The organism is Blastococcus sp. SYSU D00669, assembly GCF_054050715.1.
The window spans coordinates 14,516-36,151 of the sequence record NZ_JBJGZV010000018.1 but is presented as its reverse complement, the minus strand read 5'-3'; the positions used below and the strand labels follow the sequence as shown (position 1 = coordinate 36,151).

Genomic DNA, 21,636 nt, shown 5'->3' with positions numbered 1-21,636 from the left:
CTCGTGAGCGACGCCAAGAAGCGGCTCGTGGTCATCGGCGGGGACGCCGCGGGGCTGTCCGCGGCCACCCGGGCCCGACGCCTGCGCGGTCCGGACGAACTCGACATCCTCGTGCTGGAGCAGGGCCCCGAGGCCTCGTACTCCGCGTGCGGCATCCCGTACTGGGTGGGCGACGTCGTCGCCGACCGGGACGCCCTCATCGCCCGCACGCCGGCCGACCTCGCCGCCCAGGACATCACCGTCCGCACCGGCACCCGCGCCGAGGGGATCGACCTCGACGCCGGCACGGTGGCGGCCGGCGGGCGGCGGATCGGCTTCGACACGCTCGTCGTCGCCACCGGCGGCCGGCCGCTGCGGCCAGACGTGCCCGGGCTGGACGCCGACGGCGTCTTCGGCGTGCACCGGCTCTCCGACGGCGCCGCGATCCGGGCCGCGGTGGCGGCGGGCGCCCGGCGGGCCGTCGTCCTGGGCGGGGGCTACATCGGCCTGGAGATGGCCGAGGTGCTGCAGCTGCGCGGGCTGCAGGTCACCGTCGTCCTGGCCGATCCGCAGCCGATGGCCCAGCTCGACGCGGACATGGGCGAGCGGGTCCGCAAGGCCATGGGCGACCTGGGCCTCGACGTGCAGACCGACCAGCCGGTGCGGGAGATCGAGACCCGCGCCGACGGCGCGGTGACCGCGGTGCGCACCGACGTCGGCCGCTACCCCTGCGACCTCGTCGTCCTCGGGTTGGGCATGGGCCCGGAGGTGGCGCTGGCCGAGGCCGCCGGGATCCGGCTGGGCAGCACCGGCGCCATCGACGTCGACCGCACCCAGCGCAGCCGCTCGCACGAGCAGGTCTTCGCCGCCGGCGACTGCGCGCAGACCGTCCACCGGCTCACCGGCGACCCGGTGCACGTCGCTCTGGGCACCCACGCGAACAAGCAGGGCCGCGTGGCCGGCTCGGTGATCGGCGGGCAGCCGGCCCGCTTCGCCGGCGTCCTCGGGACGGCGGTGACCAAGGTGGGGGAGCTGGAGATCGCCCGCACCGGCCTGTGCACCACGCAGGCCGAGGACGGCGGGTTCGACGTCGTCGCCGAGACCGTCGAGGGGACGACGAAGGCCGGCTACTACCCCGGCGCCGACCCGATCGCGGTCAAGGTGCTCACCGAGCGCGGGTCGGGGCTGCTGCTGGGGGCGCAGATCGTCGGCGGGCCGGGCAGCGGCAAGCGGATCGACGTCCTGGCCACCGCGATCTGGGCCGGGCTGACGGCCGAGGAGCTGGCCGGCTCCGACCTGTCCTACGCCCCGCCGTTCTCGCCCACCTACGACCCGGTGATCGTCGCCGCCCGCGTGGCCAGCCGGGTGGAGCGCGGGTGACCGCGGACGTCCGTGGCGCGGACTGGTACGGCGAGGACATCGGTGGGCAGCAGCACAGCGGGGTGTCGTTCAGCGGCGTGGACCTGTCGGAGGTCACCGACGACGGCGCCGTCTTCGAGGACTGCACGTTCCACGACTGCCGGTTCAACGGCTCGCGGCACACCGAGGCGGCGTTCCTCAACTGCACCTTCACCGGCTGCTCGTTCTTCGAGGCGGAGTTCGACCGGTGCAAGCTCGTCGGCAGCCGGTTCGACCGGTGCTCGTTCGACCTGCTCACCGTCACCGGCGGCGACTGGTCGTTCGTCGGGCTGGCCGGCGCCGACCTGGCGCGGGCGTCGTTCAGCGGGGCGCGGATGCGGGAGGCCGACCTCTCGGGTGCCCGCTGCACCGGGGCGGTGCTGCGCGACCTGGACCTCTCCGCCACCGAGCTCGGCGGCGCCGACCTCTCCCGCGCCGACCTGCGCGGCTCCGACCTGACCGCCCTCGACCCGGCCGCCGTGGAGCTGCGCGGGGCGGTGGTGGACCTCGCGCAGGCCGTCGTCCTCGTGACCGCGCTGGGGCTGCGGGTCGAGCCGTGATCGGGCGGCTGCCGCAGCCGGTGGCCCGGGTGGGATGCTGACCGCGAGGACGCCGCCGACGCGAGGAGTGCCAGGGATGCCCATCGCGACCCCTGAGGTCTACGCCGACATGATCCGCCGGGCGAAGGAGGGCGGGTTCGCCTACCCGGCGATCAACTGCACGTCGTCCGAGACGGTCAACGCCGCGCTGCGCGGGTTCGCCGACGCCGGCAGCGACGGGATCATCCAGTTCTCCACCGGCGGCGCGGAGTTCGCCTCCGGCACGATGGTCAAGGACATGGTCACCGGCGCGGTCGCGATGGCCGAGTTCGCGCACGTCGTGGCGGAGAAGTACCCGGTCAACGTCGCGCTGCACACCGACCACTGCCCCAAGGACAAGCTCGACGCCTACGTGCGGCCGCTGATCGCGCTGTCCCAGGACCGCGTCGACGCCGGCCAGGAGCCGCTGTTCCAGTCGCACATGTGGGACGGCTCGGCGATCGACCTGGAGGAGAACCTGCAGATCGCCGAGGAGCTGATCGACAAGACCGCCGCGGCGAAGATCGTGCTGGAGCTGGAGATCGGCGTCGTCGGCGGCGAGGAGGACGGCGTCGCCCACGACATCAACGAGAAGCTCTACACCGCCCCCGGCGACTTCGTGGCGACCGCCAAGGCCCTCGGCCTCGGCGAGCGCGGCGTCTACCTGCTCGCGGCGACCTTCGGCAACGTGCACGGCGTCTACAAGCCGGGCAACGTCAAGCTGCGCCCCGAGATCCTCAAGCAGGGCCAGGACGTCGTCGCCCAGGAGTTCGGCCTCGGCGACGGCGCCAAGCCGTTCAACTTCGTCTTCCACGGCGGTTCGGGCTCGGCGCAGTCGGAGATCCGCGAGGCGCTGTCCTACGGCGTGGTGAAGATGAACGTCGACACCGACACCCAGTACGCCTTCACCCGCCCGATCGCCGGGCACATGTTCAGCAACTACGACGGCGTGCTCAAGGTCGACGGCGAGGTCGGCAACAAGAAGACCTACGACCCGCGCAGCTACCTCAAGGCCGCCGAGACGAGCATGGCCGCGCGCGTCGTCGAGGCCTGCGAGGACCTGCTGTCGGCCGGCCAGTCGCAGGGCGCCTGATGACCCACTCGCACCAGAACCTGCTGGGGGAGCCGCCGGCCACCCTGCTGCCCGCCAACGACGAGGCGGCGGGGGAGCTGGCCGACGGCGTCCCGGCGGCCGAGGTGGCGGCGCACCACCCCACCTTCAGCGCGGCGTGGGCGGCGTTGGCCGAGGAGGCCATCGACCGCCCCGAGCGGCAGCTCGGCGACACGATCGAGGCCTACGCCTACGCCCGCACCGGCTACCACCGCGGGCTGGACGCGCTGCGCCGCAACGGCTGGAAGGGTTACGGCCCGGTCCCGTGGGCGCACGAGCCCAACCGCGGCTTCCTGCGCTGCGTCACGGTGCTGGCGCGGGCCGCCGAGGCGATCGGCGAGACCGCCGAGCAGGAGCGCTGCACCCAGCTGCTGCGCGACTGCGACCCGACGCTCGCCCCCTGACCCGCGCGGTGCGGTCGCCGCCCTCACGTTCCACGGCGAGGGTGGCGACCGCACCACGCGGGTGGGCGGGTCCGCGGACGCTCACCCGCTGTAGGGGTTTGACCTGGGAGTTCCCGGGAATGATCTCACCGTCCGTGAGCACAGGGGGTCCGTCGTTCCGGGGAGGTCAGCATGGCCACGCTTCTGTGGATCATCGCCGTCGTACTGGTGGTCGCCGGCATCGTCGCCATACTCAGGCGTCAGCTGCTGTGGGGCATCGTGCTCATCGTCGTCGGCCTGCTCGTGGGTCCCGGCGGCGTGAGCGTCTTCACCTAACCCCGGTCGCCCAGCTCGGGGTGCAGGGCGGTGAGCGCGGCGGTGAGCGAGGTCAGCTCCTCACCGCCGGCCATCAGCCGCGTCAGGTCGTCGACGTCGACGTCGTCCCGGGTGAGGCTGCCGGCCACCTGCCCGCGCGCGAGGAGCAGGAAGCGGTCGCCGACCAGGTGCGCGTAGCGCGGGTTGTGCGTCACGAAGACCACGGCCATGCCCTGCGCCCGGGCGGCGACGACCGACTGCAGCACGAGGGTGTGCTGGGCGACGGTCATCGGCGCCGTCGGCTCGTCGATGACCAGCACCCGGGCGCCGAAGTGCAGCGCCCGGGCGACCGCCATGCTCTGCCGCTCACCGGCCTGCAGCGCGCTGGCCGGCTGGTCGGGGTCGAGGCCGGTGACGCCGACCCGGGCCATCGCCCGCACGGTGACCCGGCGCGCCTCCTGCAGGTCGAGCCGGCGCAGCGGCCACGGGCCGCGGGTGGGTTCGGCGCCGAGGAAGAAGTTGCGCCACACCGACAGCAGCGGTGCGACGGCGAGGTCCTGCCAGACGGTGGCGATCCCGGCGGCCCGCGCCTGCTTCGGCGACCGGAACCGCACGGGCCGGCCCGACACCAGCAGCTCGCCCTCGTCGTGCCGGCGCAACCCCGACAGGACGGCGACGAGCGTCGACTTGCCCGACCCGTTCTCCCCGAGCACGCAGGTGATCTCCCCGGCCCGCAGGGTGACGCTGAGCCGGTTGAGCGCGGGCACCGAGCCGTAGCGGACGGTCAGCCCGCGCAGCTCGACGACGGGGTCGGTCACGACCTGGGCACCGCCTTCAGCCGCCGCCGGACGACGCCGTTGGCCAGCAGCGCCACCAGCAGGAGCACGCCGAGGAACGCCTGGAACCACCGCGGGTCCCAGCCGGCCAGCGGGATGCCCTGACGGACGACGGCGTAGAGCAGGGCGCCGATCGCCGCGCCCACCGCCGAGCCGTAGCCGCCGGTGAGCAGGCACCCGCCGATGACGGCGACGACGATGAACTCGATCTCGTTGCCCAGCCCCGGCGCGACCTGGACCCCGCCGAGCCGGACCAGCCCGAGCGTGCCGATCAGCCAGCCCGCGGCCGCGGTGAGGCAGAACAGCGTCACCGTCGTCCCGCGGACCGGCACGCCGAGTTCCCGGGCGGCCCGCCGGGCCCCGCCGCTGGCGAACACCGCGTTGCCGAAGCGCGTGCGCCACAGCACCCACGTGGCCAGGGCGGTGACGCCGAGGAACCACAGCAGCGAGACGCGGAACCGCCCGTCGCCGATCAGCAGCGTCGACCCGAAGAGGGCGACCGCGGAGTCCCAGCCGGCCGCGGAGTCCAGACCCTCGATCCGCGCCGAGCCCGCGACGGCGTGCGTGCCGGCCAGCGTGACGCCCTGCAGCACGAGGAACGTCGCCAGGGTCACCAGGAAGCTGGGCAGGCCCGTGGTGACGACGAGCAGCCCGTTGACGGCGCCGACCGCCAGCGCGCTGAGCAGCGAGACCACCAGTGCCGGCCAGATGCCCCACCCGGCGGACTCCACCAGCAGCGCCGTGACCAGGGAGCTCGCGACCGCCACCACGCCCACGGAGAGGTCGAACTGGCCGGCGACGAGCAGCAGCGCGACCGGCACGCCGCCGATGCCCAGCAGGGCGGCGACGTCCAGCACGCTGGCCAGCCCGCCGGAGGTGAGCAGCCCGGGCGCCTGCAGGCCGAAGAAGACCACCACGACGGCCAGGCCCACCAGCGCCGCGAGGCTGGGGCGGGCCAGCGCCCGGCCGAGCAGCCGGCGTGCGGCCGGGACCGTCGCGGGCGCCGGGCCGAACGTGGGCAGGCGGTCGGCGGTCACCGGGCGTCGGGGCCGGTCGGCGGGGACGACGTCGGCAGCGGGACCTCCTCGGGAGTGCACGTGCCGCCCCAGTGTCCACGAGAAGGCTGGGTGCGGCCGGTCAGGGCCGCAGGAGCCAGCGCACCCGGTCGTCGGCGTACCAGGTCCAGCGGGTCACCGGCTTCGGGAACGGCACGCCGTCCCGGATCACGCGGGCCGGGTCGCTGGCCACCTGCAGCGCACGGCCCTTGGTCCGCCGGACCGGCCGCAGCGGGATGGTCATCACCGACACGCCGATCGTGTCGACCGCCGACCAGTCGGGGCGGACGTCGAGCCGGGTCACCTGCCCGTCGGCCACCTTCATGTCGTCGTGGTGCGCCTGCAGGCCCAGCCGGCGGCCGAGGCTGCGCCGCGGGTCGTCGCTCCACGGTTCCAGCCGGCCGTGGTGCAGCAGGACGCCGCCGTGGTCGTCGCGCACCAGGGTGAGCTCCCGCTGCTCCCCGGTCCCGATGCCCAGCGCGCGGGCCAGCCCGGTCGAGGCGGTGTCGTCGGCCGGCTCCCAGGCGACCGGTACCTCGGCCGTGCGCCCGGCACGCAGCAGGGCCGCCAGGACGCCGGCGAGCGCGGGGACGGCGCCGCGGACCACCACGGACCCGGCGTCGGCCACCGCGGCCACGTCGTCCTTCTCGGGGGCCGAGCCGGGTTCCAGACCGCGCAGGTCGAGCTCGACGAGAGGCATGCGGCTACCCTGCCACCTGCCAGCCGGGACCGGCCGGGAAGCTCGCGCGAGGAGATGGACACAAGCCGATGCCGGCAGTCGTGCTGATCGGTGCCCAGTGGGGCGACGAGGGCAAGGGCAAGGCCACCGACCTGCTCGGGGGCCGCGTGCCCTACGTCGTCCGCTACCAGGGCGGCAACAACGCCGGGCACACCGTCATCACCCCCGACGGTGAGCGCTACGCGCTGCACCTGATCCCGTCCGGGATCCTGACCCCGGGCTGCACCCCGGTGATCGGCAACGGCGTGGTCATCGACCCGCAGGTGCTCATCACCGAGCTCGCCGGCCTGGAGGAGCGCGGGGTCGACACCTCGCGGCTGGTGATCTCCTCCGACGCGCACCTGATCATGCCGCACCACCGGGCCCTCGACAAAGTCACCGAGCGCTTCCTCGGCAAGCGCAAGATCGGCACCACCGGCCGCGGCATCGGCCCCGCCTACGGCGACAAGGTGGCCCGCGTCGGCATCCGCGTGCAGGACCTGCTGGACCTGTCGATCCTCCGGCAGAAGCTCGAGGGCACCCTGCAGGAGAAGAACCAGATCCTGGTCAAGGTCTACAACCGCCGGGCGATCGACGTCGACGAGGTCGTCGAGGAGTACGCCGGCTACGCCGAGCAGCTCAAGCACCGGATCGCCGACACCCGGCTGCTGCTGGGCAAGGCGCTCGACGCCGGCGAGTGGGTGCTGCTGGAGGGGTCGCAGGGCACGCTGCTCGACGTCGACCACGGCACGTACCCCTTCGTGACGTCGTCCAACCCGACCTCCGGCGGCGCGGCCACGGGCTCGGGGATCGGCCCGACCCGCATCTCGCGGGTGGTGGGCATCCTCAAGGCCTACACGACCCGCGTCGGCTCGGGCCCGTTCCCCACCGAGCTGTTCGACCAGTGGGGCGAGTACCTGCGCAAGCAGGGCGGCGAGGTCGGCGTCACCACCGGCCGCGACCGGCGCTGCGGGTGGTTCGACGCCGTCGTCGCCCGGTACGCCAGCCGCGTCAACGGGATCACCGACTACTTCCTCACCAAGCTCGACGTCCTGTCCGGCCTGGAGACGGTGCCGATCTGCGTGGCCTACGACGTCGACGGCGTCCGGCACGACGAGATGCCGATGACGCAGACGGAGTTCCACCACGCCACGCCCGTGTACGAGGAGATGCCGGGCTGGTTCGAGGACATCCGCGGCTGCCGGACCTTCGACGAGCTGCCGGCGAACGCGCAGGCCTACGTGCGGCGCCTGGAGGAGCTCTCCGGGGCGCGGATCAGCGTGATCGGCGTCGGCCCCGGCCGCGACGAGAACGTGGTGGTCCACGACCTGCTCCAGTAGGCCCCCTGCAGCGGCCCGCCGCGAGCTCGCGAGCGGTGCGGGGCAGGGGGCCCCTTCTCAGGCGGCGACGAGCTCGGCGCGGGCCCGGACGGCGACGTCGGGGGAGTCGGTGATCACGCCGTCGACGCCCAGCGCCAGCAGCAGGCGGGCCTCGCCCTCGGCGTCCCCGGTCGCGGCCGGGTCGCCGCCGCGGCGCAGGTGCCGGGGCAGGAAGGCGTTCTCGGCGCGCAGCGTCCACGGGACGACGACCAGCCCGGCCCGGTGCGCCTGGGTGACCAGGTCGGAGATGCCGGTGAGCGTCTGGTGCTCGTCGCGCAGCAGGATGCGGTGCCGGCTCGGGGCGATGCCCTGCGCGTAGGTGGAGACCTCGCGCAGCCCGGCCGGCGTCACGAACTCGTCGCCGACCGGGGCGTCGTCCACCAGCTGGAACATCTGCGGGCCGGCGTCGCCGAGCTCGGCCCGCAGGGCGCGCAGGCCGGCCCCGTCGAAGGACTGCACCACCACCGGGCCGTCGGGGCGGGCGGCCCCCAGCCGGCGCAGCTCGTCGGCGACCAGCTCGGTCATCGGCAGGCCGTGCTCGGCCGACCAGGTCGGCTTCTTCAGCTCCGCGAGCACGCGCACCGGCCGCTCGGGGGTCGACCGGCGGACGGCGAGCTCGACGACCTCGGCCAGCGTCAGGATGCCGAACCGCCCGTCGTAGGCGGTGTTCAGGGGGCGCAGCGCCGGCATCCGCTCGACCGCGCGCAGCGTGCGCAGCTCCGCCAGCGTGAAGTCCTCGGCGAACCAGCCGGTGCGCTCGACCGTGCCGACGACGCGGGTGGTGCGCCGGGCGGCGAACTCGGGGCGCTCGGCCACGTCGGTCGAGCGGGACAGCTCGTTCTCGTGCCGGACGACGAGGGCGCCGTCCCGGCTGACCACGACGTCGGGCTCGATCAGGTCAGCACCGAGGTCGACGGCGAGCTCGAAGCTGGCGAACGTGTGCTCGGGACGGTAGGCGCTGGCCCCGCGGTGCCCCACGACGAGGGGCACGGAGGAGCGGGTCGCCGTGCGAGAGGCCGGCGACTCGGTCGCGGTCATGCCATCGAGAACACCCGAGGAACCTGAACGAACGTCGAACGCCGAGGGGTGTTTCGCCCACAATTCGGGCGACAGGGAGCTGACCTGCGCGCGAGCATGTCCGCCGTGACCGAACTAACAGCCCTCGGGTGGACACCCGACCGGGTGGCGCAGCTCCCGGAGGGCACCGTCCCGGCGCGGGTGGCCCGCGTCGACCGCGGGCTGCTCACCGTCCTCACCGCCGACGGCGAGCAGCGCGTGCACCCCGCCGCGGCCCTGCACGACGAGAGCGGCCTCGCCTCCCCGGCGGTGGGCGACTGGCTGGCGCTGCGCGGCGAGCTGGCGGTGGCGGTGCTGCCCCGCCGGTCGGCGTTCACCCGCACCGTGGCCGGGCGGACGTCGGCGGCTCAGGTGGTCGCCGCCAACCTCGACACCGTCCTGGTGGTGGACGCCCTGGTCGGCGACACCCGCATGCGCCGCGTCGAGCGGTACCTCGCCGTGGCGTGGAGCAGCGGCGCCACCCCCGTCGTCGTCCTGACCAAGGCCGACCTGTGCGACGACGTCCCGGCGGCGGTGGCGGCGGTGGCCGAGGACGCGCTCGGCGTCGAGGTGCTGGCGGTCAGCTCGGTCACCGGGGAGGGGCTCGACGCCGTGGCCGCGCTGCTCGGCCCCGGCCGGACGGCGGCCATGGTCGGCCCCTCCGGCGTCGGGAAGTCGAGCCTGACCAACGCCCTGGCCGGCCGCGCGGTCGCCGAGACCCGGGAGATCCGCGAGAGCGACGGCCGCGGCCGGCACACGACCACGGCGCGCGAGCTGCACGTGCTGCCCGGCGGGGGCCTGCTGGTCGACACCCCCGGCATGCGCGAGCTGGCTCTCTACGACGACGCCGAGGGCGTCGAGGCCGCGTACGCCGACATCACCGAGCTGGCGGCCGGCTGCCGGTTCCGCGACTGCGAGCACCGCACCGAGCCCGGCTGCGCGGTCGCCGCCGCGGTCGACGACGGCACCCTCGACCCCGCGCGCCTGGTCGCCTGGCGCAAGCTGCAGCGCGAGGCGCACCGGCAGCTGCTGCGGGTCGACGCCCGGGCCCGCGCGGAGGAGAAGGCCCGCACCCGCGCCTTCTTCCGCTCGCTGCGCGACCAGCCGAACCGGGTCCGGTAGCCACCTCGGTAGATTCGGCGCCCGTGCGCGTGCTCGTGATCGGCTCCGGCGCCCGGGAGCACGCCCTGTGCGTGGCTCTGTCCTCCGACCCCGCGGTCGAGGCGCTCGCCTGCGCGCCCGGCAACGCCGGCACCCGCGCGGTCGCCGAGCCGCTGCCTGTCACCGTGGCGGACCCCGACTCGGTGGCCGCGGTCGCCCGCGAGTGGGGCGCCGACCTGGTCGTCGTCGGGCCCGAGGTCCCGCTCGTGGCGGGGGCCGCCGACGCCGTCCGGGACGCCGGCATCCCCTGCTTCGGCCCCTCGGAACAGGCCGCGCAGCTGGAGGGCAGCAAGTCCTTCGCCAAGCACGTGATGGCCGCCGCCGGGGTGCCCACGGCGCGCTCGTGGCCGGTCGGCGGGCCGGCCGAGCTGGAGACCGCGCTCGGCGAGGTCGCCGCGGTCGCCCCCGGCGAGCCCTACGTCGTCAAGGACGACGGCCTGGCCGCCGGCAAGGGCGTGCTGGTCACCCCCGATCGCGACGCCGCCCTCGCGCACGGGCGGGCGGTGCTCGACGGCGGGCACGCGGTGCTGGTCGAGGAGTACCTCGACGGGCCCGAGGTGTCGCTGTTCGCCGTCACCGACGGGACGACGGTGCTGCCGCTGGTGCCCGCGCAGGACTTCAAGCGCCGCGACGACGGCGACGGCGGCCCCAACACCGGCGGCATGGGTGCCTACGCCCCGCTGCCGTGGGCACCGCCCGGCCTGGTCGACGAGGTGCTGGCCACCGTGCTCCAGCCGACCGTCGACGAGATGCGCCGCCGCGGCGAGCCGTTCAGCGGCCTGCTCTACGCCGGCCTGGCGCTGACCTCCCACGGCGTCCGGGTGGTCGAGTTCAACGCCCGCTTCGGCGACCCGGAGACCCAGGTCGTGCTGCCGCTGCTCGAGACCCCGCTGGCCGGGCTGCTGCACGCCGCCGCCACCGGCACCCTCGCCGACCACCCGCCGCTGCGCTGGCGCGACGGCGCGGCGGTCACCGTCGTCGTCGCCGCGCCCGGGTACCCGGAGAGGCCGCGCACCGGGGATCCGATCACCGGGGCGGACGGCGAGGGCGTGCTGCACGCCGGCACGGCGGTCACCGCCGACGGCGCCGTGGTCTCCGCCGGCGGTCGGGTGCTCGCGGTCACCGCGGTCGGCGCCGACCTCGCCGCCGCCCGGCAGCTCGCCTACGAGCGGGTCGCCGGTGTGCGGCTGGCCGACGCGCACTGGCGCACCGACATCGCGCTGGCCGCGGTGGAGGGCCGGGTCACGGCCTAGGTCCCGCCCCCGGTCACGCCGTGGCGAGCAGGCCGGACGACGCGTCGAGCGGCCGGTCCAGCACGTCGGCGCCGTCCACCACCTCGGGCAGGAAGCGCCGCCGCAGCCCGGCGATCGTGGCCAGCCCCGCCGGGTCCACCCCGCCGTGCGGCACCAGGCCCTCGGTGGGGCTGCGCAGCCGGGCGACGTGGCGGCGGGCGAGCTCAGGGGAGAGCCCCAGCCGCTCGGCGGCCACGTCGGCGGCGAGGTCGTCGAGCTCCCCGGCGAGGACGGCGTCGGCGGTGCCGGCCAGCACGCCGGCCAGCGCCCGCGCCGGCTCCAGGTGCGCCTCGCCGGCCACGGCCAGGACCGTGCCGAGGTACGGCGCGCACTCGTCGGCGACCGCGGCCAGGCGCCGGCAGCCGCGCTCCTCGGCGACCAGCTCGTTGCCGGCGTTGAGCATCGTGGCGTCGCAGTCGCCGGCCAGCAGGGCCGCCAGCCGCCGCGGCGTGGAGCCGAGCGCCACCAGCTCGTACTCGTCCCGGGCCACCCCGAGCGACTCGGCCAGCGCGTACATCGCCAGCGCGAACCCCGAGGTGGGGACGTCGACGCCGACCCGCGCGCCGCGCAGCGTGCCGAGGCCGGGCCGGGCGTAGAGGGCCAGGCCCAGCCCGCGGTCCACGGCGCCGACGATCCGCACGTCGAGCAGCTCGCCGAGGGGGTTGCCCGGGCTGAACCGGTAGGCCAGCACGTTGTCGGGGCTGGTGAGCGCCACGTCGAGCTCACCGGCCAGCAGCGACCGGAACTGCCCCGGTGACGAGGCGACCGGCACCTCCTCCGGGTCGAGCCCGGCCTCGGCCAGCCGGCCGGTGCGGCGGGCGAGCGAGAGCAGCACCGAGGGGCTGAAGGCGCCCACGACGAGACGGGGAGCAGACATCCTGCGGCGTCCTCCGGGTGGTCCGAGCGGGACCAGGGAGTATGCCGCCGTGCAGTCGATTGCACCAGAGCTGCACGATCTGCGGGACCGCCGCGCACTGCGGGGGCCCGGCGACCGGTGCTTGACAGGGCGGTCCCCGCGATAGGACCCTGCTGGCACCGGTCACAATCGATTGCAGAGCGGGAGGACCCAGATGGACGAGCGGGTGTCGTCGGCGATCGCGCACTGGGGCCCTCGCTTCACCACCAACGGCGTCACCGTCTCGGACTTCGAGGAGGTCACCCGCCGCGTCGAGCGCTGGGCCGACTGGTGCGCGGCCTGGTCGGCGAAGGGTGCCGAGCACGAGCAGCTCGGCCGGCGCGCTCTGGCCGACGGCCGGTCGGTCTCGGCCGGCCAGCACCTCGCGCAGGCCGCCGTCTACTTCCACTTCGGCAAGTTCGTCTTCGTCGAGGACCTCGACCAGATGCGCGCCGCCCACGAGCGCGCCGTCGCCTGCCTCACCGACGCCCTCCCGCACCTGCTGCCCCCCGGGCGCCGGGTCGAGATCCCGTTCGAGGGCACCTCGCTCGTCGGCGTGCTCCGCACCCCCGGCGGCGCCGGCCCGCACCCCGTCGTCGTCCTGCTGCCGGGCCTGGACTCCACGAAGGAGGAGCTGCGCTCCACCGAGGACACGTTCCTCGACCGCGGCCTGGCGACGTTCAGCGTCGACGGCCCGGGCCAGGGGGAGGCCGAGTACGACCTGCCGATCCGCGGCGACTGGTCGGCCGTGGGGGAGGCGCTGCTCACCGCGCTGGAGGGGCTGCCGGAGGTCGACGCCGGCCGCGTCGCGGTGTGGGGCGTCAGCCTCGGCGGCTACTACGCGCCGCGGGTCGCCGCCGCGCTGGGCGACCGGGTGCGTGCCTGCGTTGCGCTGGCCGGCCCCTACGACTTCGGCGACTGCTGGCCGCAGCTGCCCGAGCTGACCCGCGAGACCTTCCGGGTCCGCTCGCGCGCGGCCACCGACGACGCGGCGCGGCTGCTCGCGCACACGCTCTCGCTCGAGGGCGTCGCCGAGAAGATCACCGCCCCGCTGCTGATCGTGTTCGGCCGCAAGGACCGGCTGATCCCCTGGCAGCACGCCGAGCGCCTGCGCGACACCACCGGTGGCGAGGTGGAGCTGCTGATGCTCGAGGACGGCAACCACGGCTGCGCCAACGTCGCGCCCTGGCACCGCCCGTACACCGCCGACTGGCTCGCCGACCGGCTCGCCGCAACCCCGCTCGCCGATGGAACGAGGAGCACCCAGTGAACGACAGCGTCGCCACCCCGGAGTCGGTCGGCTGGATCGGCGCCGGCCGGATGGGGGCCGCCATGGCCACCCGGCTGGCCAAGGCCGGTGTCAAGGTGACCGTCTGGAACAGGACGAAGGCCAAGGCCGAGCCGCTGGCCGAGGTCGGCTGCGTGGTCGCCGACCGGATCGCCGAGCTGCGCGGCATGGACGCCGTCTTCGTCATGGTCTCCACCTCCAAGGACCTCGAGCAGGTCCTGCTCGGCGAGGGCGGCCTGCTGACCGACCCGGACGACGTGCCGCGGATCGTCGTCGACTGCTCGACGGTCGACCAGGCGGCGTCCGAGGCGATGCGCGCGGCGGCCGAGGAGCGGGGCGTGGCCTTCCTGGCCAGCCCGGTCAGCGGCAACGGCAAGGTGGTCAAGGCGGGCAAGCTCAGCCTGGTCGCCTCCGGGCCGGAGGAGACGTTCGAGCAGGTCCGGCCGCTGCTGGAGCACATCGGGCGGCACGTCACCTACGTCGGCGAGGGCGACGTCGCCCGGCTGGTGAAGATCTGCCACAACCTCATGCTGGGCGTGGTCACCCAGTGCATGGCCGAGATCACCGTGCTCGCCGAGAAGGGCGGGGTCCCGCGCGCGGCGTTCCTCGAGTTCCTGAACAACAGCGTCATGGGCTCGGTGTTCACCCGCTACAAGTCGCCGGCGTTCGTGAACCTGGACTACTCGCCCACCTTCACCCCGATCCTGCTGCGCAAGGACTTCGACCTCGGGCTGGCGGCCGCGCACGACCTCGACGTCCCGATGCCGATCGCCGCCGCCACCGCGGCGGCGGTGCAGGCCAGCGTCAGCAGCGGCCGGGTCGAGGAGGACTTCTCGATCCTGCTCGACCTGCAGGCGCACAACTCCGGCCTCCGGCTCGAGCCGGAGAACGTCCCCGTGGACGACGGGCTGAGCGCGAACGGCGGCGCGCGGTGACCGGTGCGCGGCCCCTGCCGGCGCCCGGACACATGGGCGTCGACTACGAGCAGCGGGTCGACTTCGCCCGGCTCCGCGAGTACCGGCTCGGCCGGGCCAAGGCCTCCCTGGAAGCCAGCGAGTGCGGCGCCTTCCTGCTGTTCGACTTCTACAACATCCGCTACACGACCCAGACGTGGATCGGCGGCGCCCTCGGCGACAAGATGATCCGGTACGCGCTGCTGGCCCGCGGCAAGGACCCCGTGCTGTGGGACTTCGGCTCGGCCGTCAAGCACCACCAGCAGTACTCCCGGTGGGTCCCGACCGAGAACTACCGGGCCGGCTTCCTCGGCTTCCGCGGAGCGGTCGCCCCGACGGTCGGCCTCATGGCCGAGGCGGTGGCCGAGATCAAGTCGCTGCTGGTCGAGGCGGGAGTGGCCGACCTGCCGGTGGGGGTCGACATCGTCGAGCCGCCGTTCCTGTTCGAGATGGAGCGGCAGGGCCTCCGGGTGGTCGACGCCCAGCAGCTCATGCTCGACGCCCGGGTGATCAAGTCACCCGACGAGATCGCCCTGCTCAACCAGGCGGCGGCCATGGTCGACGGCGTCTACCAGGACATCGTCGAGATGCTGAAGCCCGGGGTGCGCGAGAACCAGATCGTCGCGCACGCCAACAAGCGTCTCTACGAGATGGGCTCCGACCAGGTCGAGGCGGTCAACGCCATCTCCGGTGAGCGGTGCAACCCGCACCCGCACAACTTCACCGACCGGCTGATCCGCCCGGGCGACCAGGCGTTCTTCGACATCATCCACTCGTACAACGGCTACCGGACCTGCTACTACCGGACCTTCAGCGTCGGCAGCGCCACCCCGGCGCAGCGGGACGCGTACAAGCAGGCCCGCGAGTGGATGGACCGCGGGCTGGCCGGCATCAAGGCCGGCGTGGGCACCGACGAGGTGGCCGCGCTGCTGCCGAGGGCGGAGGAGTTCGGCTTCGGCAGCGAGATGGAGGCCTTCGGGCTGCAGTTCGCCCACGGTCTCGGCCTCGGTCTGCACGAGCGGCCGATCATCTCCCGGCTCAACAGCATGACCGAGCCGATCGAGCTGCAGGTCGGCATGGTGTTCGCGCTGGAGACCTACTGCCCGGCCGGCGACGGCTTCTCCGCCGCCCGGCTGGAGGAGGAGGTCGTCGTCACCCCCGACGGGCCGCAGATCCTGACGCTCTTCCCGAGCCAGGACCTCGTCGTCACCAACCCGTACTGAGAGGGCCGGCCATGAGCCTCGATGCACTGGGCGAGTTCGACCACCTGCTCACGGAGCTCTGGATCGGCGGCAAGCCGGTGCCGGCCTCCGACGGCAGCCGGTTCGACGTCCTGGACCCCGCGACCGGTCAGGTGCTGACGACGGTCGCCGACGGCACCGTCGAGGACGCGATCGCCGCGGTCGACGCGGCGGAGGCCGCGGCGGCGTCCTGGGCGGCGACCCCGCCGCGCGAGCGGGCGGAGGTGCTGCGCCGCGCGTTCGAGCTGATGACGGCGCAGAAGGAGCCCCTCGCCCGGCTGGTCACCCTGGAGAACGGCAAGGCGCTGCCCGACGCCCGCGGCGAGGTCGCCTACGCCGCCGAGTTCTTCCGCTGGTACGCCGAGGAGGCCGTGCGGGCGACCGGTGCGGTGCAGACGGCCCCGTCGGGCGCCAACAAGATCCTGGTCGTGCAGCAGCCGGTCGGGATCTGCGTGCTGGTGACGCCGTGGAACTTCCCGGCCGCGATGGCCACCCGCAAGATCGGCCCGGCGCTGGCCGCCGGCTGCACCGTGGTGCTCAAGCCGGCCAGCGACACCCCGCTGACGGCGCTGGCGATGGCCCGGGTCCTCGAGGACGCCGGGGTGCCGCCGGGTGTGGTCAACGTGCTGCCCGCCCGCCGCTCCGGCGCCGTCGTCTCGGCGATGCTGCACGACCCGCGGGTGCGCAAGCTGTCGTTCACCGGCTCGACCGAGGTGGGGCGCGTGCTGCTGCACGAGGCGGCCGACCAGGTCATCAACTGCTCGATGGAGCTGGGCGGCAACGCGCCGTTCCTGGTGTTCGCCGACGCCGACCTCGACGCCGCCGTCGACGGCGCCATGATCGCCAAGATGCGCAACGGCGGCGAGGCGTGCACCGCGGCCAACCGCTTCTACGTGGAGCGCCCGGTCGCCGAGGAGTTCGGCCGCCGGCTCGCCGAGCGCATGGCGGCGCTGGCCATGGGGCCGGGGCTGGACGAGGACACCCAGCTCGGCCCGCTGGTCAACGACGACACCGCCGCGAAGGTCGACGAGCTGGTGCAGGGGGCGGTGGCCGAGGGGGCGACCGCCGTCGTCGGTGGCCGCCGTCCGGACCGTGCCGGCTTCTACTACGAGCCGACGGTGCTCACCGGCGTGCGCCCGGGGTCGGCGATCCTCGGCGAGGAGATCTTCGGCCCGGTGGCGCCGATCGTGGCCTTCGACGACGAGGCCGAGGCGATCCGCATGGCCAACGACACCGAGTACGGCCTGGTCGCCTACGTCTACACGCGCGACGTCGGCCGCGGCCTGCGGGTGAGCGAGGCGCTGGAGTCGGGCATGGTCGGCCTCAACCGCGGGCTGGTCAGCGACCCGGCGGCGCCGTTCGGCGGGGTGAAGCAGAGCGGCATCGGCCGCGAGGGCGGCCACCACGGCCTGCTCGACTACCTGGAGAGCAAGTACATCGCCGTCACCTGGTGACCCCGCCGCCGTTCAGGGGCGGGCCTGCCCTCGGCCCCGACCCGCGCGGTGCGGTCCCCACCCGCGCGGTGTGCGGCGCGGGTGACGACCTCGCGGGGAGGGTGACGCCGCCGTCCTCCCCCACGGCAGCGGCTCCTCCCTCACGCCGCAGCACGAGGGAGGAGCCGCCATGACCAGGTCACCTGATCATGGCGAGCCGCCGTTCAGGGGCGGGAGGCCGCCCAGTAGTCGGGGCGGGCCTTGCTCTCCGCGAGCTCCTCGGCGGTGCGGAAGCCGGGCGCCATCGAGGCGTCGGTGCCGGCCATGTACTGGTGGTGGTCGATGCCGAGCAGGCGGATCCAGCTCTGCTGGCCGAAGGTGAGCGCGATGCAGCAGCCCAGCTCGACCAGCTCCGGCTCGGAGAAGTGCGCGTGCAGCCGCGCCCAGAAGCCCTCCTCGTCGGCCGGCATGCCCCACGCGATCGCCTCGGCGTAGGCCAGCGCCGCCTTCTGCCGCTCGTCGTACCTCTCCGACTTCTCGAAGTTGAGCAGCTCGTCGTACTGCATCTCCTCGAGGCCGGCCTTCGCCGCCTTGGTCGAGCGCTGGTTGCCGCAGAACTCGCACTTCACCGTGCGCGAGATGTAGACGCGGCACAGCTCCTTGATCGCGTGGTCGCAGACGCCGGAGTGGAACAGCGCCTTCCACGAGTCGGCGAACGCCCAGAACGCCTCGGGCACGTGCGCGCGCACCGCCGAGCTCTCCGGCCGGGGCGTGCCCTCCCGGGCGCAGCGGTGCATCTCCTCCTGCATCGCCTCGTTCATCGACTCCAGCGGCACGTAGCTGATGTGCGGGCGGGGCATGACGGACTCCTTCGTCAGTCGGATGCGGAGATGGCGGCCGTGACGGCCTCGGGGGTCAGGGGCAGGTCGCGCACCCGGACGCCGACGGCGGCGGCGAGCGCGTTGCCGATCGCGCCGGCGGTGGGGCCCTGCGCGGCCTCGCCGGCGCCGACCGAGGGCTCGCCCGAGTCGAGCAGGTGCACCTCGACCTCGGGCACCTCGGAGAAGCGCAGGACCGGGTAGCTCTCCCAGTCGTCGCTGGTCACGCGGCGGCGGTCGAAGCGCACCCGCTCCTTGAGCGTCCAGCTGGTCGCCTGCACCGCGCCGCCCTCGATCTGGTTGCGGACACCGTCGGGGTTGACCACCCGGCCGACGTCGACGGCGACCGTCAGCCGCCGCACCCGCACGTCGCTCACGGCCTCGACCTCGGCGACGACGGCGCAGTACGCGGCGCGGCCCTTGTAGCGGGCGACGGCCAGGCCCCGGCCCAGGCCGTCCGGCAGCGGCGCGCCCCAGCCGGCCGCCTCCGCCGCGGTGGTGAGCACCGCCCGCGCGCGTGCGTCGGCGAGGTGGCGCAGCCGGAACTCCAGCGGGTCGGCGCCGGCCAGCGCGGCCAGCTCGTCGACGAACGACTCGATCGCGAAGACGTTGAGGTGCGCGCCCAGCGCCCGCAGCGCCGAGGAGCGGACCGGGTTCTCGAGCAGCCGGTGCCCGTGCACCCGCCGGGCGCCCACCTCGTAGAGCGGGACGGCGTTGCGCAGCGACCCGCCCCCGGTGGGCAGCGGCGGGTCGGCGGCCGGTGGCACGGGCAGCGGCCGCGCCAGGTGGCGCCCGGCGAGCAGCCCCGGCACACCGGCGTAGCCGGGCCGGGCGGTGTGGCCCTGCGACCAGACGTCGTAGCTCCACGAGGTGATGCGCCCGTCCTCGTCGAGCGACGCCGACACCTGCGCGGTCATCGCCGAGCCGAACGGCGCCCACGACAGCTCGTCGCGGCGGCTCCACTGGACCTGGACCGGGCGCCCCTGAACGGCCCGGGCCAGGAGCACGGCGTCGAAGGCTGCGTCGTCGGCGCCGTTGTGGCCGTAGCAGCCGGCGTTCTCGACGTGCTCGACGGTGATCGCGTCGCGGTCGAGGCCCAGCGCCCCGGCGAGCGCGTCGCGCAGCCGGTGCACGCCCTGGCTGGAGCTCCACACGTGCACGCGGCCGTCGTCGTCCCACCGGGCCAGGCCGCAGCTGGGTGCGATCGAGCCGTGCGCGAGGAACGGCCGGCTGTACCGCGCGGTGTGCGTGGCGGGCCGGACGGGCTCGTCCAGGACGGTGACCGTCTCGCTCGGCGTCTCCTGCAGGTAGGCGTCCAGCGCGCGCTCGTCGGGCAGGGTGTCCTGCTCGTCCCAGCTCGCGGCCGCGCGCAGCCGCTCGGCGGCGACGGCCACCGCCGCCTCGTCGGTGCCGACCACCCCGAGGAACGACCCGTCGCGGACGACGGTGAGCCCGTCGCCGACCGCCCCCTCGGCCACCGCGCGCAGCGTCGCGCCCGGCGACGGCGGGCGCACCACGCGGCCGAAGAGCTGTCCCGGCAGGCGCAGGTCGGAGATGTACCGCGGCCGCCCGGCGATCTTGTCGGGCAGGTCGAGCCGGGGGGTGCTGGTGCCGACCAGCCGGTAGGTCGCCGGGTCGCGCAGCGGCACCGCCGGGTCGGCGTCGACGTCGAGATCGACGGCCACCGACCCGTACGGCGCGCCGGCGTGCAGCCCGCGCACGTGCGCGCAGACCAGGCGGACCGCCGGCACCGCCTCGGCGACCGACATGCTGCCCGCGGTGAGCCCCTCGTCCGGCCCGAACGTGGCGGCGGGCAGCATCCGCACCTGCTCCAGCGGCACACCGAGCTCCTCCGCGGCCACCTGGGCCAGCGCGGTCACGATCCCCTGGCCGAACTCCACCTTGCCGACCCGCAGCTCGACCACGCCGTCGGACAGCACCCGCACCCAGGACGACAGCCGCGGGCTGGCCGCGACGTCCTTGGGCAGCTGCGGGGGCGCGGACGGCGCCGCGTCGACCCGGGGGCCGGTGTCGGAGGTCGCCGTCACGGCGCACCCCCTGCCTCGACGACCGCCTCGACGATCCGCCGGTGCGCGCCGCACCGGCACAGGTTGCGGTCCAGTGCGGCGGCGACCGTGGCGGCGTCGGGGGAGGGGACCTCCTCGAGCAGGGCGGCCGCGCGCACCGCGATGCCCGAGATGCAGAACCCGCACTGGGCGGCCTGCCGGTCGAGCAGCGCCTGCTGGACCGGGTGCAGCGCGCCGTCGCCGCCCAGTCCCTCGACGGTCACCACCTCGTGCCCGGCCGCGGCCTGCACCGGGGTGTCGCAGGAGGGGACGACGGCGCCGTCGAGCCGGACGAAGCACGCCCCGCACAACCCCAGCCCGCAGCCGAACCGCGAGCCCACCAGGCCCAGCTCGTTGCGCAGCACCGTGAGCAGCGGGGTGCTCGGCTCGGCCTCGACGGAGCAGGCGCGGCCGTTGACCGTGAACGCGAACCTCACCGGGTGAACACCTCCGGGTGGCGGCCGAGCTCGATCCGCGTGCGGCGGATGTGCCCGGCCAGGCAGCGCTCGGCGTCGACGACGTCGCGGCGCTCGATCGCGTCGAGCAGCAGCCGGTGCTCGGCGTTGATCACCCACTTGCGCCCCGGTCCGGACAGCCGGACGAACTCGCGCCGGTGGTGGGCGGTGGAGTTCCACAGCCGGGTCACCGTCGAGGTGAGCTGCTCGATCCGGCAGCCGGTGTAGCTGGAGAGGTGGAACTCGCGGTCGAGCTCGAGGAAGCCGGCCAGGTCGCCGTCGGCCTCGATCTGGTCCTGCACCTGCTGCAGGTGCCGGATCTGCGAGTCGGTGAGGTTCGGGATGCTCTCGGCGATGGCCAGCTGCTCGAGCTGCTCGCGCATCCGGTAGACGACGTCGACCTCGTGCATCGACAGGCTGGGCACCCGGGCACCGCGGTGCCGCTCGTGCTCGGTGAGCCCCTCGGCCTCGAGGATCCGCAGCGCCTCGCGGACCGGCAGCCGGCTCGAGCCGAGCCGCTCGGCCACCTCCTCCTGGCGGATCCACTCGCCGGGCCGGATCTCCCCGCGCAGGATCGCCTGCCGGAGGTGGTCGGCGACCCGCGCGCTCGCCGCGTCCTGCACCGAGGTCATGCGAACGCCTCCGGGTTGCGGGACCACGCCTTGCCGTCGGGGTAGCTGACCAGTTCGAACTGCATCCCCCAGGGCGCGAGGAAGTAGACCCACCGCTGGCCCTCGTGGGCGCCGCGGCTCGCCGTCGGCTCGCCGAGCACCCGCACGCCGTGCGCCCGCAGGTGGGTGACGGCGGCGTCGAGGTCGTCGACGTAGAGCGCGACGTGGTGGCCGCCGACGTCGCTGTTGCGCGGCGGCTCGGGGGTCTGGTCGGGCGCCTCGTACTCGAACACCTCGAAGATCGCCTGCCCGCCGCAGCGGAAGAAGCAGTTCCGCATGCGCGCCCGCGGGTGCACGTTCAGGTGCTCGGCCATCCAGTCGCTGTCGTCGTGGACGAAGGGGCCCAGCGAGTAGAGGTACTCGCAGCCCAGGACGTCGACGAGGAACGCGCGCGCCTGCTCCAGGTCGGGCACGGTGAACCCGACGTGGTCCACCCCCGTGAGCCCCGGCAGCGCCATGCGCATCTCCCTCGATGTCAGCGGGTTGGATCCAGAG

At 74.5% G+C, this 21,636-nt stretch carries 22 protein-coding genes; 12 read left to right on the top strand and 10 right to left on the bottom strand.

Annotated features, from left to right (window positions below):
- Positions 1-3 precede the first annotated feature (3 nt).
- The 5 genes from ACI8AF_RS14245 to ACI8AF_RS14225 all read left to right on the top strand — a co-directional run bounded on the left by ACI8AF_RS14245 (position 4) and on the right by ACI8AF_RS14225 (position 3,785).
- On the top strand, positions 4-1,359 hold the full coding sequence (locus ACI8AF_RS14245) for an FAD-dependent oxidoreductase (RefSeq protein WP_456540375.1): 1,356 nt from the start codon (positions 4-6) through the stop codon (positions 1,357-1,359).
- Positions 1,356-1,937, top strand: coding sequence for a pentapeptide repeat-containing protein (locus ACI8AF_RS14240; protein WP_456540374.1), 582 nt, complete (start codon positions 1,356-1,358; stop codon positions 1,935-1,937). Before ACI8AF_RS14245 ends, ACI8AF_RS14240 begins: the two co-directional genes overlap by 4 nt.
- Positions 1,938-2,013: 76 nt before the next feature.
- Positions 2,014-3,048, top strand: a complete 1,035-nt coding sequence (gene fbaA / locus ACI8AF_RS14235; protein WP_456540373.1) for a class II fructose-bisphosphate aldolase — start codon at positions 2,014-2,016, stop codon at positions 3,046-3,048.
- A complete protein-coding gene (locus ACI8AF_RS14230) occupies positions 3,048-3,470 on the top strand; it encodes a DUF3151 domain-containing protein (RefSeq protein WP_456540372.1) in 423 nt (140 codons plus the stop codon). Before fbaA ends, ACI8AF_RS14230 begins: the two co-directional genes overlap by 1 nt.
- 171 nt (positions 3,471-3,641) lie before the next feature.
- Positions 3,642-3,785 carry a GPGG-motif small membrane protein gene (locus ACI8AF_RS14225; protein WP_456540371.1) on the top strand — a complete coding sequence of 48 codons (144 nt, stop codon included), beginning with the start codon at positions 3,642-3,644 and terminating at the stop codon, positions 3,783-3,785.
- Here ACI8AF_RS14225 and ACI8AF_RS14220 read toward each other — a convergent pair.
- The 3 genes from ACI8AF_RS14220 to ACI8AF_RS14210 all read right to left on the bottom strand — a co-directional run bounded on the left by ACI8AF_RS14220 (position 3,782) and on the right by ACI8AF_RS14210 (position 6,355).
- Positions 3,782-4,582 (bottom strand): ATP-binding cassette domain-containing protein, encoded by an 801-nt coding sequence (locus ACI8AF_RS14220; RefSeq protein WP_456540370.1) that lies wholly within the window; start codon positions 4,580-4,582, stop codon positions 3,782-3,784. The genes ACI8AF_RS14225 and ACI8AF_RS14220 overlap by 4 nt on opposite strands.
- Positions 4,579-5,637, bottom strand: a complete 1,059-nt coding sequence (locus tag ACI8AF_RS14215; RefSeq protein WP_456540369.1) for an ABC transporter permease — start codon at positions 5,635-5,637, stop codon at positions 4,579-4,581. The genes ACI8AF_RS14220 and ACI8AF_RS14215 overlap by 4 nt, the downstream gene beginning before the upstream one ends.
- A 100-nt stretch (positions 5,638-5,737) precedes the next feature.
- Entirely contained in the window at positions 5,738-6,355 is a 618-nt protein-coding gene (locus tag ACI8AF_RS14210) for a hypothetical protein (protein ID WP_456540368.1), read from the bottom strand.
- 68 nt (positions 6,356-6,423) lie between these two features.
- On the opposite strand from ACI8AF_RS14210, the gene ACI8AF_RS14205 reads away from it, so the two are divergent.
- On the top strand, positions 6,424-7,713 hold the full coding sequence (locus ACI8AF_RS14205) for an adenylosuccinate synthase (RefSeq protein ID WP_456540367.1): 1,290 nt from the start codon (positions 6,424-6,426) through the stop codon (positions 7,711-7,713).
- A gap of 57 nt (positions 7,714-7,770) precedes the next feature.
- Here the strand turns inward: ACI8AF_RS14205 and ACI8AF_RS14200 are convergent, their stop codons facing one another.
- Positions 7,771-8,790, bottom strand: coding sequence for a glycerophosphodiester phosphodiesterase family protein (locus ACI8AF_RS14200; RefSeq protein WP_456540366.1), 1,020 nt, complete (start codon positions 8,788-8,790; stop codon positions 7,771-7,773).
- Positions 8,791-8,886: 96 nt separating this feature from the next.
- On the opposite strand from ACI8AF_RS14200, the gene rsgA reads away from it, so the two are divergent.
- Together rsgA and purD are read left to right on the top strand one after the other, a co-directional pair.
- On the top strand, positions 8,887-9,930 hold the full coding sequence (gene rsgA / locus ACI8AF_RS14195; RefSeq protein WP_456540365.1) for a ribosome small subunit-dependent GTPase A: 1,044 nt from the start codon (positions 8,887-8,889) through the stop codon (positions 9,928-9,930).
- A gap of 23 nt (positions 9,931-9,953) precedes the next feature.
- The gene (purD, locus tag ACI8AF_RS14190) at positions 9,954-11,222 is read left to right on the top strand and encodes a phosphoribosylamine--glycine ligase (RefSeq protein WP_456540364.1); all 1,269 of its coding nucleotides are present in this window, start codon (positions 9,954-9,956) and stop codon (positions 11,220-11,222) included.
- Positions 11,223-11,235: 13 nt separating this feature from the next.
- Here the strand turns inward: purD and ACI8AF_RS14185 are convergent, their stop codons facing one another.
- Positions 11,236-12,138: an ABC transporter substrate-binding protein gene (locus ACI8AF_RS14185; RefSeq protein WP_456540363.1), complete on the bottom strand. Its 903-nt coding sequence runs from the start codon at positions 12,136-12,138 to the stop codon at positions 11,236-11,238.
- A 193-nt stretch (positions 12,139-12,331) separates the two neighbouring features.
- Between ACI8AF_RS14185 and ACI8AF_RS14180 the strand changes: the two genes are divergently transcribed.
- Genes ACI8AF_RS14180 through ACI8AF_RS14165 form a run of 4 tightly spaced genes read left to right on the top strand, consistent with a single transcriptional unit; the run spans position 12,332 to position 17,092 of the window.
- On the top strand, positions 12,332-13,426 hold the full coding sequence (locus ACI8AF_RS14180; RefSeq protein ID WP_456540362.1) for an alpha/beta hydrolase family protein: 1,095 nt from the start codon (positions 12,332-12,334) through the stop codon (positions 13,424-13,426).
- Complete coding sequence (locus tag ACI8AF_RS14175; RefSeq protein WP_456540361.1) at positions 13,423-14,379, top strand: NAD(P)-dependent oxidoreductase; 957 nt, start codon at positions 13,423-13,425, stop codon at positions 14,377-14,379. Before ACI8AF_RS14180 ends, ACI8AF_RS14175 begins: the two co-directional genes overlap by 4 nt.
- Positions 14,380-14,411: 32 nt before the next feature.
- Positions 14,412-15,620 (top strand): M24 family metallopeptidase, encoded by a 1,209-nt coding sequence (locus ACI8AF_RS14170; protein WP_456540360.1) that lies wholly within the window; start codon positions 14,412-14,414, stop codon positions 15,618-15,620.
- Positions 15,621-15,631: 11 nt separating this feature from the next.
- Positions 15,632-17,092 (top strand): NAD-dependent succinate-semialdehyde dehydrogenase, encoded by a 1,461-nt coding sequence (locus tag ACI8AF_RS14165; protein ID WP_456540359.1) that lies wholly within the window; start codon positions 15,632-15,634, stop codon positions 17,090-17,092.
- A 203-nt stretch (positions 17,093-17,295) separates the two neighbouring features.
- Here ACI8AF_RS14165 and ACI8AF_RS14160 read toward each other — a convergent pair whose 3' ends face one another.
- Genes ACI8AF_RS14160 through ACI8AF_RS14140 form a run of 5 tightly spaced genes read right to left on the bottom strand, consistent with a single transcriptional unit; the run spans position 17,296 to position 21,599 of the window.
- On the bottom strand, positions 17,296-17,931 hold the full coding sequence (locus tag ACI8AF_RS14160; protein ID WP_456540358.1) for a carboxymuconolactone decarboxylase family protein: 636 nt from the start codon (positions 17,929-17,931) through the stop codon (positions 17,296-17,298).
- 14 nt (positions 17,932-17,945) lie between these two features.
- Positions 17,946-19,997 (bottom strand): molybdopterin cofactor-binding domain-containing protein, encoded by a 2,052-nt coding sequence (locus ACI8AF_RS14155; RefSeq protein WP_456540357.1) that lies wholly within the window; start codon positions 19,995-19,997, stop codon positions 17,946-17,948.
- Positions 19,994-20,452: a (2Fe-2S)-binding protein gene (locus ACI8AF_RS14150; RefSeq protein ID WP_456540356.1), complete on the bottom strand. Its 459-nt coding sequence runs from the start codon at positions 20,450-20,452 to the stop codon at positions 19,994-19,996. The genes ACI8AF_RS14155 and ACI8AF_RS14150 overlap by 4 nt, the downstream gene beginning before the upstream one ends.
- Positions 20,449-21,102: a GntR family transcriptional regulator gene (locus ACI8AF_RS14145; protein WP_456540355.1), complete on the bottom strand. Its 654-nt coding sequence runs from the start codon at positions 21,100-21,102 to the stop codon at positions 20,449-20,451. Before ACI8AF_RS14145 ends, ACI8AF_RS14150 begins: the two co-directional genes overlap by 4 nt.
- The gene (locus tag ACI8AF_RS14140; protein ID WP_456540354.1) at positions 21,099-21,599 is read right to left on the bottom strand and encodes a VOC family protein; all 501 of its coding nucleotides are present in this window, start codon (positions 21,597-21,599) and stop codon (positions 21,099-21,101) included. The genes ACI8AF_RS14145 and ACI8AF_RS14140 overlap by 4 nt, the downstream gene beginning before the upstream one ends.
- Positions 21,600-21,636: the final 37 nt, after the last annotated feature.